General features: G+C 69.7%; 16 protein-coding genes. 13 read left to right on the forward strand and 3 right to left on the reverse strand.

All coding sequences use genetic code 11. From position 1 onward, the window contains the following. The 12 genes from LV780_RS07485 (at position 1) to LV780_RS07540 (ending at position 8905) form a co-directional block, all read left to right on the forward strand. Complete coding sequence (locus LV780_RS07485; RefSeq protein WP_101342207.1) at positions 1–414, forward strand: flagellar biosynthesis protein FliJ; 414 nt, start codon at positions 1–3, stop codon at positions 412–414. Positions 415–1279: 865 nt separating this feature from the next. Further along, positions 1280–2254 carry a flagellar hook-length control protein FliK gene (locus LV780_RS07490; protein WP_233863956.1) on the forward strand — a complete coding sequence of 325 codons (975 nt, stop codon included), beginning with the start codon at positions 1280–1282 and terminating at the stop codon, positions 2252–2254. A gap of 10 nt (positions 2255–2264) precedes the next feature. After that, positions 2265–2843, forward strand: coding sequence for a flagellar basal body-associated FliL family protein (locus LV780_RS07495; RefSeq protein ID WP_011908669.1), 579 nt, complete (start codon positions 2265–2267; stop codon positions 2841–2843). Positions 2844–2846: 3 nt separating this feature from the next. After that, positions 2847–3818 carry a flagellar motor switch protein FliM gene (fliM, locus tag LV780_RS07500; protein ID WP_011908670.1) on the forward strand — a complete coding sequence of 324 codons (972 nt, stop codon included), beginning with the start codon at positions 2847–2849 and terminating at the stop codon, positions 3816–3818. 42 nt (positions 3819–3860) lie between these two features. Continuing rightward, positions 3861–4157: a flagellar motor switch protein FliN gene (gene fliN, locus LV780_RS07505; RefSeq protein ID WP_011908671.1), complete on the forward strand. Its 297-nt coding sequence runs from the start codon at positions 3861–3863 to the stop codon at positions 4155–4157. 76 nt (positions 4158–4233) lie between these two features. Next, complete coding sequence (locus LV780_RS07510; protein ID WP_101342208.1) at positions 4234–4491, forward strand: flagellar biosynthetic protein FliO; 258 nt, start codon at positions 4234–4236, stop codon at positions 4489–4491. Then, on the forward strand, positions 4488–5228 hold the full coding sequence (gene fliP / locus LV780_RS07515) for a flagellar type III secretion system pore protein FliP (RefSeq protein ID WP_011908673.1): 741 nt from the start codon (positions 4488–4490) through the stop codon (positions 5226–5228). Before LV780_RS07510 ends, fliP begins: the two co-directional genes overlap by 4 nt. Then, positions 5228–5494, forward strand: coding sequence for a flagellar biosynthesis protein FliQ (fliQ, locus tag LV780_RS07520; RefSeq protein ID WP_011908674.1), 267 nt, complete (start codon positions 5228–5230; stop codon positions 5492–5494). The genes fliP and fliQ overlap by 1 nt, the downstream gene beginning before the upstream one ends. Continuing rightward, on the forward strand, positions 5494–6294 hold the full coding sequence (gene fliR / locus LV780_RS07525; RefSeq protein ID WP_117344974.1) for a flagellar biosynthetic protein FliR: 801 nt from the start codon (positions 5494–5496) through the stop codon (positions 6292–6294). Before fliQ ends, fliR begins: the two co-directional genes overlap by 1 nt. Further along, entirely contained in the window at positions 6281–7423 is a 1143-nt protein-coding gene (gene flhB, locus LV780_RS07530; RefSeq protein ID WP_117344975.1) for a flagellar biosynthesis protein FlhB, read from the forward strand. Before fliR ends, flhB begins: the two co-directional genes overlap by 14 nt. A gap of 69 nt (positions 7424–7492) precedes the next feature. After that, entirely contained in the window at positions 7493–8233 is a 741-nt protein-coding gene (locus LV780_RS07535; protein WP_117344976.1) for a hypothetical protein, read from the forward strand. Between the two features lie 6 nt (positions 8234–8239). Next, positions 8240–8905: a hypothetical protein gene (locus tag LV780_RS07540; RefSeq protein WP_108220248.1), complete on the forward strand. Its 666-nt coding sequence runs from the start codon at positions 8240–8242 to the stop codon at positions 8903–8905. Positions 8906–8910: 5 nt separating this feature from the next. Here the strand turns inward: LV780_RS07540 and rpoN are convergent, their stop codons facing one another. Then, the gene (gene rpoN / locus LV780_RS07545) at positions 8911–10236 is read right to left on the reverse strand and encodes an RNA polymerase factor sigma-54 (protein ID WP_011908679.1); all 1326 of its coding nucleotides are present in this window, start codon (positions 10234–10236) and stop codon (positions 8911–8913) included. 193 nt (positions 10237–10429) lie between these two features. Continuing rightward, positions 10430–12136: a flagellin N-terminal helical domain-containing protein gene (locus tag LV780_RS07550; RefSeq protein ID WP_233863944.1), complete on the reverse strand. Its 1707-nt coding sequence runs from the start codon at positions 12134–12136 to the stop codon at positions 10430–10432. Between the two features lie 10 nt (positions 12137–12146). Between LV780_RS07550 and fliD the strand changes: the two genes are divergently transcribed. After that, on the forward strand, positions 12147–13799 hold the full coding sequence (fliD, locus tag LV780_RS07555; protein WP_011908681.1) for a flagellar filament capping protein FliD: 1653 nt from the start codon (positions 12147–12149) through the stop codon (positions 13797–13799). A gap of 27 nt (positions 13800–13826) precedes the next feature. Here fliD and LV780_RS07560 read toward each other — a convergent pair whose 3' ends face one another. After that, a complete protein-coding gene (locus tag LV780_RS07560) occupies positions 13827–14927 on the reverse strand; it encodes a sigma-54 interaction domain-containing protein (RefSeq protein WP_011908682.1) in 1101 nt (366 codons plus the stop codon). Between the last annotated feature and the right edge of the window lie 41 nt (positions 14928–14968).

Raw genomic sequence — 14968 nt, forward strand, 5'->3', positions numbered from 1 at the left:
ATGACCACCAAGAGCCACCTTCTCTCCCTCATGTCGCGGCGCGAGACGGTGCGCCTGATGCAGGTGCAGGGCGCGCTGCGCGAGGCGCGCGACCGCCACGCCGAGGCCGAGGCGATCTCGGAGCGGCTGTCGCAGATGCTGGAAAGCCGTCGGGCGACGGCGCAGGGGCCGGTGGCGGCGGCCGACCTGTTCCGCGCGCACCGGCTGACCCTCCAGATCGCCGAACAGGCGGAGCGCAGCGCGCAGCGGGCGGCCGAACTGTCGGCCGCGCTCGGCGTGGCGCAGGCCGAGATGGCACGGCAGGATCACCGGACGCGCCTCCTTCAGGAGAGCGCCGCGACCGCGCTTGCCGCCGAGACGGAAGAGCGCATCGCACGCGCCGAAGCCGCGCGCCCGGCCCTGCGCCGGGGCTGAGCGGCGCTGCGGAAAGAGCGCCCGGTCTGGCACCGATCTTGCAAACGGGAAAGCAGTTCAGGAGGCAGGCATGAAGGTCGCCGAGGCACAAGCACAGGATTGGCGCGCGATCGCGGGGCCGGTTGCCACGGCATCGGCGGCGCCCGATCTGTTCGCGGCCCTGCTGGCGGCCAACTCGGCCGCTCCGGCGCGGGCGCCTGCCGTTCCCACCGTGCCGGCCCCCGGCGACCTGTCCCGATGTCCGGCCGACGACGCGCCTCCTGTGGAGGAGCTTGCCGCCGAGCTGCCCGCACCGCTCGGACGGCGCCCGGTTGACCCCTCGGCCGTGGCTGCGCAACCCGAACCCTCCGCGTCCCTGCGCTGGCCGACAGGCCGCCTGTCGATCACGGTGGGAACAGACGCCGGTGCCCTGCAAGCTGCGGGAGACGGGGCGATCCTTCCCGCGCTGCCCGTGGGGCCCGGGGCCTCAGCACCTGAAGGCGCGGCCCCTGCCGTTGCGCGGTCCGAGGCTGCGCCTCCATCGCCGGACACCGCCGCGCAGCCCGGGGATGACATCCGGCCCGAGAGCCACGTGTCACCTTCGAGGGAGGCGCCCAAGACGCCCCGAGTGTCGCTCGCCCCCCCGGCCGCAGCGGACGCCGCGCCGCCTTCGAGACATGAGCCCGAGCCGGCCGAAGAGCCCAAGATGCCTCGAGAGGCGCCGGCCGCAGCGGACGCCGCGGCGCCTTCGCAGGATGACCGGCCGGCCGAGACGCTGGCCCCTGCGCCTGCCTTGACCGTCCCGGCTCAGGAGCCCGGCGCGCTTGCCACGACCGCTGCGCCGGGCAGGGACACACCTGCGCCGACAGCGCCGACGCCGGAGCGCGTGAGGATCCTGGCGGACCGCGCGGGGCGGGCAGAGGATCTGCCGCGTGCGCCGTCCGGCATGGGCCCGGTTCACCAAGGGGATCGGCAGGCGTTCGTCGCGGCGGGCAAGCCGGAGGATGTCCTGCCCGACACGCCGGCGATGCCGGATGAGACGGCCCCTGTCCGCGAGCCCGGAGAGCGGCCGGCCGCCCAACGCGAGCCCGTCCGGTCGGCCCCCGCGGCCCGTTCGGGCGAGCGCGCGCCCGATGCGGCCCTGACGGCGGCACCCGTTCCGCAATCGGCACCGCCGCGGGAGCGACTCGGCCCGACCATGGCCGAGCGCGGACCGGAGCCGGCGTCGGAGCCCAAGGCACAGGCTGTCGAGCCTTCCGCCGCCGCGCCGCGCGCGGATTTCGAGGCCGCACCGAAGCGGACGGGGGACCTGTCCCCGCAGCCGGATCGGGCGCCGGAACCGGCGGAGGCCTCCGTTCCCCGCGCGCCCATGGCCGAGCGGCCGCCCGCCGGTGTGGACACGGCCGCCCTGCCGCCTTCGGGAACGGACAGGGCCGACGAGACCCAGCCTTCGGGCCCCGCCGAGGGACTTGCGCTCGGGGACCCTGACTGGCCGATCGAGGTGCAGGAGCATGTCCTCGAGGCCGCCGAGGCCGGCACTTCCGAGATCGAGATCGTCCTCGCGCCCGAGACGCTGGGCCGGCTCCGCATCCGGGTCGAGATGCGCGAGGGCGCGGCGCAGGTGAGCTTCGTCACCGAGACCGCCGAGGCGGCCCGCCTCCTTGCGGGGCAGGAAGGGCGCCTGTCCGACCTGCTCGAGAAGCAGGGCCTGTCGCTGGCCCGTCACGAGGCGGGACAGGGCGACACCGGCGCCCGGCGCGACAGCCCCGAACAGGGCCCTGCGCGCCGGACCTTCCGCCCCTCTCCCGTCCTGCCCGAACCCGCCGCCCCTGCGGCCGGGCTCGTCAACCTGATCGCCTGAGGACCCGACCGTGACCGACGCAACCGCCACCCTTGATCCCAAGCCCCGCCGCGGACGCGGCCTCCTGCGCATGCTCGGCCTGCTTCTGCTTTCGGTCGTGCTGCTGGCGCTGGGGTTCGGCGCGGGATTCTTCTACTTCGCCAATCCGCTTTCCCCCGCCAAGGATGTGATGCGCCTGATCGAGCGCACACCCGCCGACGAGGAGACGCCCGCGGCCATCGACCCCAAGGCCCCGCAGAAGGTGCCGCGGCCCACGCCCAACAAGGAAGCCTTCGTCACCAGCTACTACCAGTTCAAGGAGCCGCTGACGACGAACCTGCGCGCCTCGCGCCGCTTCCTGCAGGTCGGCATCGGCCTCTCGACCCAGTATGACCAGAAGGTGATGGACAACGTCGCCCGCAACGAGGTGGCGCTGCGGTCGGACATGCTGGCCATCATCGGCACCTTCTCGGAGGAGGAATTGCAGGACAAGGCCGGTCGTGACCGGCTGGCCGAGGCGTTGCGCGGTGCGGTGAACGCGCGGCTTCAGCAACTCGAGGGCTTCGGGGGCATCGAGGCCGTCTTCTTCCCCTCCTTCATCCTGCAGTAAGCCATGGCCGCCACCCCGCGCAAACTCTCGTCCAAGGAGGTCGCAGCCCTCGTCGGCAACCTCATGGAGGCGAGCGAAAGCCTGAGCATGGAGAACGGACAGGAAGTCCGTCCCTTTGCCTTCGGCGACAACGACCTCAACCTGCTCGGCGACTACCACGCGCTGCGCATCATCAACGAACGCTTCTGCCGCACGGCGCGCGACGTCTTCCTGCCGATGCTGCGGCTTCAGCCGCGGATCTCCTCCTTCCCGCCCGAGGTGCGCAGCTTCGACGACTACCGCTCGAGCCAGGACAATTTCGTCTCGATCACGGCGAGCCGCATCGAGGAACTGCGCGGCAACCAGATGATCGTGATCCCGCCGCCCTTCATCTCGCTTCTGACCGACAGCTACTACGGCGGGCAGATCCGCCACATCCCCACGACGCGCACCGAATTCACCGCCACCGAGCAGCGGGTCATCGAGCTGGTGACAGACCGGCTGAACGTGGCGTTGCAGGTGGCCTGGCGCGACCTGATGGCGCTCAGCTTCACGGTGGTCAGCCGCGAGGAATCCATGCAGTTCGCCTCGTTCGTGGATGGCGAGGACATGGTGGTGAACTGCTCGTTCATGGTGCAGCTGCCCAACACCGAGCCTGCGAGCTTCGACATTCTCTATCCACTCCAGACGCTCAAGCCGATCTCGTCGCAGCTGCGCTCGCGGATGCAGTCGGACTTCGTGGACGACGACCGGACCTGGCGCGAAAAGCTGGAACGCGCGATCCTGTCGATCCCGCTGACCCTGTCGGCGCGGCTCTGCGAGCCCGAGGTGCCGCTGCGCCAGCTCATGCAGATCCAGCCGGGGGACGTGCTTCCGGTGCAGCTGACCGAGGCGGTCTCGCTGCTGGTGGAGAACGAGCCCATCTTCGAGGGCGTCCCCGGCGAGCGCGGCGGGCAGGCCGCGCTGAACCTCACCCGCAGGCGCGCCCGCACCTGAGCCTTTCCCGCGGCCTCGCCGCCCCTTCCGACCGGAGCCCGCATGACCGACACAGCCCGCCCCCTCACCGAACGTCTCGGCGCCGAGAATCTGCGCCTGCTGGAAAACATCGGCGTGCGCCTGACCGTCGAGGTCGGCCGCACCGAGATGACGATCCGCGACCTCCTGCGCCTGTCGGAAGGCTCGGTGGTCGAGCTTGACCGCCTGGCGGGCGACCCGCTCGACGTGCTGGTGAACGGCACGCCGATCGCCAAGGGCGAGGTGGTGATGGTGGGCGAGCGGTTCGGCATCCGCTTCGGCCAGATCATCGAGCCCGAGAAGCGCGCCGAAAGCCTCTGACCGACCCGCCGCGCCTGCGGCGGGAACCGGCACGGATGTTGCAGCGGGTGGGCAACCGCATCCCTGGAGCGCCCGCTTGGACATCCTTCGCCCCGACCAGATCCTGACGCTCGGCCTGTTTCTCGGCCTTCTGGGCCTTCTGTGGCTCGTCGTGAAGCTCAAGGCGCCCGGCATTTCGCGCTTCGCCAGCGGCGGGCGGCTGCGTGTGGCCGAAGCGGCCGCGCTCGGCCCGCAGGAGCGCGCGGTCCTGCTTGCGGTGGACGGGCGGGAGTTCCTGATCCTCACCAGCCGGGGCGCCGCCCCCACCGTCCTTCCGCTGGAGGCACGGCCGTGACGGCCCTTCGCGTCACCGCCCTTGTCGCGGCCCTGCTGCTGAGCGGGCCCGCCTTCGCGCAGGGGCTGCCCGCCCTCACCATCACCGAGAGCACGGGCGGGACGAGCTATTCGCTGTCGCTGCAGATCCTGGCGCTGATGACGGCGCTGACGGTGCTGCCGTCGCTGGTGCTGGGCATGTCGGCCTTCACGCGGATCATCATCGTGCTCTCGATCCTGCGGCAGGCGCTCGGCACCCAGCAGACGCCGCCGAACCAGGTGCTGATCGCGCTGGCGCTGTTCCTCACCTTCTTCGTGATGCAGCCGACGCTCGGCACGCTCTATGCCGAGGCGCTCTCGCCCTTCCTTGACGGCCGGCTTGCCGCCGAACCCGCCATCGAGCGCGGCGGCGCCATCATGAAGGAGTTCCTGATCGCCAACACGCGGCAGAACGACCTGCTGATGTTCTCGGACCTCGCCGGGGCCGGACCCTACGAGGATCCGCGCGACGTGCCCTTCTCGACGCTCCTGCCCGCCTTCATGACCTCGGAACTCAAGACCGCCTTCCAGATCGGTTTCCTGCTGTTCCTGCCCTTCCTCGTGATCGACATGGTGATCGCCTCGATCCTGATGGCGCTCGGCATGATGATGCTGTCGCCCATGCTGGTCTCGCTGCCCTTCAAGCTGCTGCTCTTCGTGCTGGTGGATGGCTGGGCGCTGACGGTGGGCTCGCTCGCCGCGACCTACGGGGGGCAATGATGGATTTCGACGGCAGCATCGAGCATCTGCGCATCGCCTACTGGAACATCCTGCTGACGGCGGGCCCGGTGCTGGGCGTGGCGCTTGCGGTGGGCCTTGTCATCGGCATTCTGCAGGCCGCCACCTCGATCAACGAGGCCACGCTCAGCTTCGTGCCGAAGCTTGCCATCGTCCTGCTGACCATGGCGCTGGCCTCGAGCTTCATGCTGACGCGGATGACCGACTATTTCGCCTTCGTCTTCGAGACGATCGCCACGATCCGCTGATGGAGAGCCTGCCCGCCCTCGACCTGCCGGGGCTGCTGGGAAGCCTCACGAGCCTCTTCTTCGCCACCCTCAGGATCGGCGCCTTCCTTCTGGCCTCGCCCGCCTTCGGGGGCCGCTTCGTGCCGCTTCCCGTGCGGATCATGGCGACCGTCGTGCTGACCTTGCCCGTGCTCGGGCGCGCCGATCTGCCGGGGCCCGAGGCGCTGGCCAGCCTCTCGGCCGTGCCGATGATGATGCAGGAGATCGCGATCGGCCTTTCGGCGGGGCTCGTGCTGACGGTGCTGTTCTCGGCCGCGGCACTGGCCGGCGACCGGATCGCCGCGACGGCGGGCCTTGGATTTGCGGCCCAGATCGACCCGTCGGCGGGCGGGCAGACGCCGGTGGTGGCGCAGATCTTCGGGCTGGCCCTCACCACGGTGTTCCTCGCCCTCGACGGGCACCTGTTGGCCTTCGAGATCCTGCTGCGCAGCTACGAGAGCCTGCCGCCCGGCGCCCCCTTCGCCCCCGGCCCCTTCCTCGAGGCCGGGATCGGCGCGGGCGGGCGGATGTTCCTGGTCGGCCTGCAGATCATGATGCCGGTGGTTGCGGCGCTCGTCCTCATCAACATCACCATCGGCGTCATCACCCGTTCGGCGCCCCAGCTCAACGTCTTCTCCTTCGGCTTTCCGGTGACGATGTCGGCCACGCTGATCCTGCTGTTCCTCACCGTGCCCGGCACGATGGGCGCCTTTTCCTCGCTGGTGGCCGACAGCCTCGCCGCGCTCGCGCAACTGCTCGAGGTGACCGATGGCCGAGGGTGACGACGGGCAGGAAAAGACCGAGGAGCCGACCCAGAAGCGCCGCGATCAGGCGCGCGAGGACGGATCCATCGTCACCTCGAAGGAGGTGTTCGTCTTCGCCACGCTCGCCGGGGGGCTTGCGCTTCTGGTGATGCTGCAGGGGATGTTGCCTGCCCTCGTCCGTGGCTGGTCAGGCTATCTGGTGCTCGAACCCGGCGCGGATCTCGACCGGGTGATGATGCTGCGCCTCGGTCAGGTCTGGCGCGAGGTGCTGCTGGCCGGCCTCATCGTGTCGGTGCCCCTGCTCGTGGTGGTGCTGCTCGTGCAATACGGGATGGGCGGCATCAACTTCTCGACCAAGGCGATGGCCTTCAAGGCCAGCCGGATCAATCCCGGCGCGGGGCTCAAGCGCATGGTCTCGATGAAGGCACTGGTGGAGCTTGGCAAGGCCATTGCCAAGGTGTCGCTGCTGATCGGGGTGGCGGTGCTGGTGCTGCGGGACGAGCTGGCCCCGCTCGACCGCCTCTGGACGTCGGCCCCAGCGGATGCCGCGGCCGTCATGGGAGTGGGGCTCATCCGGCTGGTCTCGGCGCTTCTGATCGTGCTCGCGCTGATCGGCGGGCTCGATCTCGTGTGGCAGGCCTGGAGCCTCACCAACTCGATGAAGATGTCGCGGCAGGAGCTGAAGGAGGAGTCGAAGGAGGCCAACGGCTCGCCCGAGGTGAAGGGCAGGATGCGGCGCATGCAGATGGAGGCCTCGCAGAACGGCGCGAAGCGCCGGGCCGCACTCGAGAATGTGCCGCAGGCCACGGCCATCGTCACCAACCCGACCCATTTCGCCGTCGCCTTGCGCTATGTGCCGGGAGAGACCACCGCGCCGGTCATCCTCGCCCTCGGCAAGGGGCCGATGGCGCTCGACATCATCGAGCGGGGCCGGAAGGCGGGGGTCGGCACCCTGCGCATCCCGGTCCTTGCGCGCGCCCTCTATTTCACCGGCGACATCGGGCAGGAGATCTCCGATCAGCTCTATGGCGCGGTGGCGGCGGTTCTCGCCCATGTCTATCGGCTCGACCGGGGCGAGGCGGGCGACCTGCCCGAGGTCGAGGTGCCCGATGCGCTCGCCTTCGACGAGTTCGGGCGGCCGATGTGACGGGCGCAGCGGCCGGACACCGGATGGCGCGGAACTTGCAGCGGTGCGGACAGTGACGGAGAGCAGGCGATGACCGAAGAGACCGATCCCCTCAGCGACGGAATCGCGCGCGCCCTCGGTGCGGCGAATGCGGCGAACGATGCGGCCCAGGACCTCGAGCAGTTGCAGATTGAGCATCGGGCCTTCATGGACCGGATGATCCGCAGCCAGAAGCGGATGCAGGCGCTGTCGCTCGGGGCGCTGACGGGCGCGGGCGTGGCGATCCTGCTGGGCGGGCTGGTCTATTTCCGCTCGGTCGCGGACCTGCGCGAGACCTCCGAGATCCAGGCGCAGGCGGGCGAGCTGATGGTGACGCGCCTCTCCGACCTCGGCGCGGCGATTGAGAAGGTCGAGGGTCTCGCCGACCGGATCGAGACGCAGGAGGCCACGCTCAAGACCGCGATCGAGGCCGTGGGCGAGCGCCTCGCGGGCGACCTCGAGACCTTCTCGGGCCAGGCCGCCGCGATCGAGCCGCAGTTCGCCACCGCGATCCAGAGCCATGTGGATCAGGGGCTGGCCGCCACCCGCGAGGCGCTGATCCTGGCGCTGGGCGAGGTGGACAATTCGTTGCGCAAGGCGATCGAGAGCGGCGCGGGCACCAGCCCCGAGCTTCGGGCGCTGATCGAGGAGATGCGGGCGAACCGCCCTGCCCCGCGCGCCGCGGCACCCGCCCCCAAGCCTGCCGCGACCAGCCGCCCCGCAAAGGCGGCCCCGCCCGCCGCACCCCGGCCCGCGGCCAAGCCCGCCGACAATCCGATCCGCTATCCCTGAGCTGACATGACCGACGCAACCTGCCTTGACCTTGCCTCGCTGCTGCCGGCCGGCAGCGCCCTGCATCTCCAGCCCGGCGACCGGCTCTGCCGGGTGAACGGCCGGCCCTTCACCGGCAGCCCCGAGGATCTGGCCGCCCGCTTCGGGACCGGGCCGCTGGCCCTGGGGTTCCGACGGGGCGAGATCGACTTCACCGTGCTGGCCGAGACCGCGGCGCTGGGACGGTGGCAACCGGCCCCCGCTCCGGCTCTGGCCGAGGGGCCGCGACTGCATCCCGAGGCCCTGCGCAACTGGGAGGTGCTGGCCGCGCCGGATGGCACCTACGACATCCAGCCGCTGCCCTGCTCGTCTCTGGCCCTGCTGGCCACACCGCTATGGCTGCTTCAGATGCGCCTTTGGGGGCTGGCCGCGGCTCTGGCGGCCGGCGTGGCGCTGGCTCTTGCCGTACAGCCCTGGTTCGCGGCAGGCGTCTATGTGCTCGCCGCCATCCATGTGGGTCGTGCGGGCGCGGCCTATCTGCGCGCCGACCGCAAGCTGCGGGGGCTGATGCCACGCGCCGTGCTGGCGGCCCGATCGGAGGGCGAGGTGCACGCCACCTGGGCCCTGCTCGAACCCCGCGCCCGCTTTCTCTTCGCGCGGACGGCAGCCCTGCCGGAGCCGGCCTCCGCCTGACGATCCTAGAGCGCGCCCGTCACCAGCGCCTGCCGCCGGCGCTGGACCGAGGACGGAATGTTGAGCTGCTCGCGGTATTTGGCCACCGTGCGGCGGGCCAGCGTCACGCCCTCGTCCGAGATGATGCGGGCGATGGCATCGTCGCTCAGGGGATCATCCGGCGACTCCGCCTGGACCAGCTGGCGCACGCGATGGCGGACGGCCGCGGCCGAACCGGCCGTGTCCCCCTCGCGCGCCGAGAGAGCGGCCGTGAAAAACGACTTCAGCGGAAAGGTGCCCTGCGGCGTGGCGATCATCAGGCCGGAGCTCACGCGGCTCACCGTGCTTTCGTGCACGCCCACCGCATCGGCCACCTCGCGCAGCGTCATCGGCTCCATCCGCGCCGGGCCCTCCTCGAGGAAGCCGCGCTGCCGGCGCACCACTTCCGCACCGATCTTGAGCGTCGTCTGGTTCCGGTGCTCGACCGCGCGGGCCAGCCAGCGGGCCACCGAGAGCCGCTCGCCGACATAGGGCGCGGCGCTTCCGGCGAAGTCCTGCGCCGTGTCGGCGCGCACCACAACCGTGGGCAGTGTCGAGCGGTTGAGATCCACGCGCCAGCCATCGGGGCCGGGGCTGACCAGCAGATCCGGCGGCCGCTGCGGCGAGGGCGCGGCATCGAAAAGCGCACCCGGCTTGGGATTGAGCCCGCGCAGCTGGCGCAGGACGGCCTTCAGCTCCTCCATGCCGCAGCCGCAGGCGCGGCAGAGGCCGCGCAGGTCGGCGGCGGCCAGCAGCGACAGATGGTCGAGCACGGCGGCAAAGAGCGGCGTCAGAAGCCCCTGCTCGCTGGCCTGCAGCCGCAGGCACTCGGCGAGCGAGCGGGCGAAGAGACCGGCCGGCTCGATCCTGTGCAGCTTCGCCAGCAGCCGCTCGGCCGCCTCGAGCGAGAGACCCGCGCGCGGGGCCAGCAGCTCGAGCGGCTGGCCAAGCCATCCCCAGGGTTCGAGCGCATCCAGAAAGACCGAGGCGGCGGCGCTCTCCTCGGCCGTGAGACCCAGCCGGGCGATCTCGGCGGTGACATGGACATAGAGCGACGGCCCCGGATCGGCGGCAAGGCCCGCCACACGGTCCCAGTCGTCGCCCGCCGCCGCCTGGCTGCGGGGCAGCGCCGAGGACGGCGCGGGCGCCGGGGGCAGCCGCAGCTCGAGGAACGGGTTTTCCTCGGACTGTGTCTCGATGAACGAGGACAGTTCCGCATTGGGCATCTGGAGCAGGCAGATCGCCTGCTGCAACTGTGCGGTCACGACGAGCGACTGACGCTGCGCGAAGCTCTGAGCGGTATAAAGCTGCATCCCGGCGCCTTCCCTGACCTGTCTTTGGCAGACATTGGCCAGAAATCGCCGATGGCGCAAAAAATCCGTTTGACGGGCATAAAACGACGGAGAGCCGACAGTGCCGCCCTCGCGCGATGCGCGTAAACCCTTGACGCGAAATGCCTCCGCCCGGCGAGGGGCGGAGGGCAATTTTCGTGCCGTCGGTTTTCCGTCAGCCGCGAAGCAGACTCAGCACGTTCTGTTTCGACGAGTTCGCCTGCGCGAGCATGGCGGTCGCCGCCTGGCTGAGGATCTGCCCGCGGGCAAGCGCGGTCGATTCCGCCGCGAAGTCGGCGTCCATCACCTGCGACTTGGCGGCCTGAACGCTGGTCGAGATGTTCGTCAGGTTCGAGATCGTCGAGTCGAGACGGTTCGACACGGCACCGAGTTCCGAGCGCGACTGGCTGATCTTCGACAGCGCCACGTCGATCACCTTGATCGCCTTGCCGGCCCCTTCGGCCGTCGTCAGGTTGATGGCGGCGACCGACTCCAGTTCCGAGGCCTTGGTCACGTCCGTGAAGTGCGTCGATGCGTCATCAGCCCCGTCTTCGGTATAGACGGAGAAGGCCTTGGTCGAGGTAAGCTCGACCTGACCGGTCACGGTCGCTTCGGCCGCAGTGCCGTCCAGCGTGACAGCAGTGGTTGCCGCTTCGGTTTCTTTGCCATCGGCATCCAGAGCCGTCACGGTGAACTCGGCGCCGGTCCCGGTGAATGCCGCCTCTTCCAGGACGATGTCTTCGCCGCTGGCATGGGTCAGAATGATCGTGCCGTTGTCGCCGGACTTCATCGAGGCCGTAACCCCGGTCTGGCCCGACACCGCGTTGATCGCGTCACGAAGCGCGCGCACATCGCTGCTGTCGGTGATGGCGACGGTCCCGATCGAGACGGAGTTTCCGTCGGTGCCGCCCGCGGTTCCGATCTTGAAGGATACGGACGTGTCGGTCACGAAGCCCGAGAGGCTCGCCTTCGAGACGGCGGACGCTTCGACACCCGTGCTCGCGGTCAGCTTGTTGATCTCGGTCGCGAGGGACTTCGCCGACTGGCCGGCCGAGGTGGTAACCTTCTCGCTGCCGGCAAAGCCGGTGATGATGATGTCGGTCGTATCAGCGATGTCGCTGTCGGTGCCGGCGGCAATGAGCGAGGTGCTGCGGACGGAGTTGGCGCCGATATCGGTGGCGGCCGCACTGTCCACGTTGATGGTGATCGTCTGGCCGGCATCCGCCCCGATCTGCAGTTGCTTGCCCGCGAAGGAGCCGTCGAGGATCTTCATGCCGTTGAAGGTGGTGCTTTCGGCCACCCGGTTGATCTCGGCGATCAGCTGCTTGCCTTCGGACGCCAGCGAGCCGCGGTCGGCGGCGGTGTTGGTGTCGTTCGAGGACTGGACGGCCAGTTCGCGCAGGCGCTGCAGCATCGACGAAATCTCGACGTGCGCACCTTCGGTCGTGTCCACCAGGTTCTTGCCGTCCTGGGCGTTCCGGACCGCCTGGTTCAGGCCCATCACCTGCGCGGTCATCTTCTCGCCGATGGCCATGCCGGCCGCGTCGTCCTTGGCCGCGTTGATGCGCAGGCCGGTCGAGAGGCGCGTCATGGCCGTGTTGAACTGGTCGTTCACCTTGGTCATGTTCGCCTGGGCGGCGATGGCACCGATGTTCGTGTTGATCGTCGTCATGGAAGAGCCTCCTGATCTCGCATCGCGCCCCCCGGCGCTCTGCCCCTTCAACGACCCGTCCCGGAAACTTTTAGCGCCGGACCGAAAAATCCGCGACGCACCGGCTGACCGCGGCATCGGTAACGGGGAACGGCGCGCACTGCGCACGTTTCTTGCAACCGAGGCTAAAGGCCGGGCCGTGCAGGTCGTTATTCCACTGGCAGAGCGCAAGGAGCATCCCATGGCGACCGATTATCTGAACGCCCTCGGCGCGTCGGGCTCGGGCCTGAACATCCGCGAGCTGACCAAGAGCCTTGTCGAGGCCGACACGGCCGTGAAGCGCAGCGCGGCACAAAAGAAGATCGCGGCCACGGAAGTGTCGGTGTCGGCGTTGGGCAAGGTGCGGGCGCAGTTCCAGTCGCTGTCGGGCGCGCTGGCCACGATCGGCCAGTCCTCGGTGCTCAAGGCCACCAGTTCCAACCCTGCGGTGGCGATCAGCGTGACCGACAAGAGCCTCGTGGCGACCCAGAGGACCGAGATCGAGGTTCTGCAGATCGCGCAGCGCCAGGTGCTGGAGTTCGGCGGATTCACGTCGGCCGACGCCGTGCTCGGCTCGGGCTCGGTGTCGGTCGATTTCGGCGTCTGGTTCGCCCCCGAGGGCGAGGAAGCGGCGACCAGCTTCGCCCAGAACCCCGCACTGGCGGCCTCATCGATCGCCGTGGGCACGGGCGCCACGCTGCAGGATCTCGCGACCGCCCTGACCTCGATCCCGGGCGTCACGGCGCGCGTCCTCGACAAGGGCGACGGCACCTTCTCGCTTGGCGTCGTCTCCGAGCCGGGTGCGGGGAACGCCTTGCGCTTCACGGTGACGGAGTCGGTGCCCGGCAACGGGCTCGCCCGCTTCGACACGACCGCCAGCAATCTCACGGCGCAGGTGCAGGAGGCCAAGGACGCCGTCCTGTCCGTCGATGGCATCATCGTGGCGCGCAGTTCGAACGAGATCACGGACCTGATCCCGGGGGCCACGCTGGCGCTCTCGGGCAAGACCACGGACCCGGCCACCCTGTCCGTCAGCCGCGACACGCAGCTTGCCGAAGCGGCCATGACCTACATGGTCGAAGAGCTGAACGCGACGATGAAGCTGCTCGGAGAGCTGACGCGCCGCTCGACCGACGGATCCGGTTCGGGCGAGCTTGCCGGCGATCGGGTCGTCGAGACCCTGAAGCGGCAGGTGACGGCGCTCATCGGGCAGCCGCTGACGGGGCACGGCGAGAAGCCGGTCTATCTGTCGCAGCTCGGGGTCTCGACCAACCGCGACGGCTCGCTGTCCTTCAATGCCAGCGCCTTCCAGAAGGCGTTCGAGAAGACCCCGCAGATCTTCGATGCGATGTTCACCGACAGCCTGACCGCAATCACGCCCGGAGCGTCGATCGCGGGCAAGGCAGCCTCGTCGGCCGCCTCGGGCGATTACATCTTCCGGCTCGATCCGGTGACGGGCGAGGCGACGGTGGGCGGCGGGGCGACGCTTGCCCTGCCCGGCGCGAACGGGGCGTCGCAGTATCTCGTTCTTTCGGGCGGTCTGGCCGGCGTCATGGTCTCGGTCGAGAGCGGCGTGACGGACGCCACCCTGCGGTTCGGCCGCAGCTTTGCCACCCAGCTTCAGGCGCTGCTCGACACGGCCGCAGGCCAGAACGGCGCCATCTCGGATCGTGAGGGCCAGATCGGCAAGGTCGCCGAAGAGCAGGCGAAGGTGATCGAGGCCCTGGATGCGCGCGCCGCGAAGCTCGAGAGCCGGTATCTGGCGCAGTTCACCGCGATGGAGCAGGCCGTCTCGCGGATGAAGAGCACGGGCACCTATCTCGAGAACCTCATTTCGGCCTGGAACAAGGACTGATGGGCGCGTGAGGTTCGGGGCGCGGGATCAGGCCTCGACCCCGCGCATGATGCCGAACTTCTTCATCTTCTCGATGAGCGTCGTGCGGCGGAGGCGCAGCGCATCGGCCGCGCGGCTGACGCAGCCGTCGTGCTGTGCCAGCGCGGCCTCGATCAGCGCCACCTCGATGTCGCGGAGATAGCCCCGCAGGTCGAGATCGGTGCGCCCCTCCAGCATGCCCCCGAACTGGCCCGGCTCCGGCAGGCCCTGCGCCGCGGGCAAGGCGGCCGGGGGCAGTTCGGACTGGCCCTCGGGCTCGGGCATGGCCAGCTGCAGGAGGTTCTCGCGCACATGGCGCGCCGAGACCATGCGGCCCGGAAAGAGCACAAGAGCCCGCGCCAGCACGTTGCGCAGCTCGCGCACATTGCCCGGCCAGTCATGCGCGCCCAGAGCCCGGAGTGCGCCGGCATCGAAATGCGGCAGATCGGCCGCGGGATTGCGCGCCAGATGATCGTCGAGCATCCGGGCCAGGATCAGGGGGATGTCCGAGGTGCGCTCGCGCAGGTCGGGCAGCTCGAGCGGGAACACGTTGATCCGGTAGTAAAGGTCGCTGCGGAACCCGCCCTTGGCCACCTGCGCATCGAGATTGCGGTGCGTGGCCGTCACCAGACGGAAATCCACGTCGATCTCGCCCGTGCCCCCGACGCGCGAGATCCGGCGGCTCTCAAGCACGCGCAGCAGCTTGGCCTGAAGCGCGAGCGGCATGTCGCCGATCTCGTCGAGAAAGAGCGTGCCACCGTGGGCCATCTCGATCCGGCCGATCCGCTGCCGTTCGGCTCCGGTGAAGGCGCCCTTCTCATGGCCGAACAGCTCGGATTCGAGCAACTCGGCCGGGATCGCCGCGCAGTTCACCGCGACAAGGTTGCCGCCCCGGCCCGACGCGCGGTGCAGGGCCTCGGCCACCAGTTCCTTGCCCGTCCCGGTCGCGCCCCGCACAAGAACCGGCGCTTCGCTGATCGCGACGGCTCCGATCAGCTGCTTGACCCGGCGGATCGCGACGGACTCGCCGGGGATCACCCTGTCAACCAACCCTTCCGGAGGAGGCAGAGGCCGCGAGCGGATCGTATCAAGCGAGAAGTGACTGGTCATGCGCTCGGAACCCTACCGGAAAAGATGGTTAAAATTCTCTA

Origin of the sequence: Cereibacter azotoformans, from assembly GCF_021391315.1 — a bacterium.
Taxonomy (GTDB): Bacteria; Pseudomonadota; Alphaproteobacteria; order Rhodobacterales; family Rhodobacteraceae; genus Cereibacter_A; species Cereibacter_A azotoformans.

Excerpts from the sequence above, each read along its gene's own strand:
- LV780_RS07485 (WP_101342207.1), top strand. The coding sequence starts at position 1 with ATGACCACCAAGAGCCACCTTCTCTCCCTCATGTCGCGGCGCGAGACG.
- fliM (WP_011908670.1), top strand. The coding sequence starts at position 2,847 with ATGGCCGCCACCCCGCGCAAACTCTCGTCCAAGGAGGTCGCAGCCCTC.
- fliN (WP_011908671.1), top strand. The coding sequence starts at position 3,861 with ATGACCGACACAGCCCGCCCCCTCACCGAACGTCTCGGCGCCGAGAAT.
- fliQ (WP_011908674.1), top strand. The coding sequence starts at position 5,228 with ATGGATTTCGACGGCAGCATCGAGCATCTGCGCATCGCCTACTGGAAC.
- fliR (WP_117344974.1), top strand. The coding sequence starts at position 5,494 with ATGGAGAGCCTGCCCGCCCTCGACCTGCCGGGGCTGCTGGGAAGCCTC.
- flhB (WP_117344975.1), top strand. The coding sequence starts at position 6,281 with ATGGCCGAGGGTGACGACGGGCAGGAAAAGACCGAGGAGCCGACCCAG.
- LV780_RS07535 (WP_117344976.1), top strand. The coding sequence starts at position 7,493 with ATGACCGAAGAGACCGATCCCCTCAGCGACGGAATCGCGCGCGCCCTC.
- LV780_RS07540 (WP_108220248.1), top strand. The coding sequence starts at position 8,240 with ATGACCGACGCAACCTGCCTTGACCTTGCCTCGCTGCTGCCGGCCGGC.
- rpoN (WP_011908679.1), bottom strand. The coding sequence starts at position 10,236 with ATGCAGCTTTATACCGCTCAGAGCTTCGCGCAGCGTCAGTCGCTCGTC.
- fliD (WP_011908681.1), top strand. The coding sequence starts at position 12,147 with ATGGCGACCGATTATCTGAACGCCCTCGGCGCGTCGGGCTCGGGCCTG.
- LV780_RS07560 (WP_011908682.1), bottom strand. The coding sequence starts at position 14,927 with ATGACCAGTCACTTCTCGCTTGATACGATCCGCTCGCGGCCTCTGCCT.